Annotated in this window: 1 protein-coding gene; it reads left to right on the forward strand. The window is 76.8% G+C overall.

All coding sequences use genetic code 11. The features are described from left to right. The coding region (locus N869_RS18685; RefSeq protein ID WP_232229908.1) for a hypothetical protein at nt 1-282 on the forward strand (282 nt) is incomplete at its 5' end. Nucleotides 283-319: the final 37 nt, after the last annotated feature.

Below are 319 nucleotides of genomic sequence, written 5' to 3' on the forward strand. Positions count from 1 at the left end.
CGCAACCACAGCAGGCTCTTCACGGCCCCGACGCTACGACGCCCCGAGGCCCCCCGCCCGTCCCCCCACAGGCAGGACCGGAGGGAATCGGGTCGGACGTCCGGCCGTTGCCGACCCCATGGGCACCCCCACCTGCCCCTGGTGGTCCCGGACCTCGTCGGCATCGACCACGGCGAGACCGCGCACCAGGCCCTGGCCGACGAGGTCGTCGTGGTCACCCCGTCGTTGGACCGTGCCCGCCGGGTCGAGAGCTACCGCGCGGTGGCGCGGCGCTGGGGCTGACAGGGCCGGTCGCGCCGGTCGGGCCGGTCGGGCCGGG

This window comes from Cellulomonas bogoriensis 69B4 = DSM 16987 (assembly GCF_000767165.1).
Lineage (GTDB): Bacteria > Actinomycetota > Actinomycetes > Actinomycetales > Cellulomonadaceae > Actinotalea > Actinotalea bogoriensis.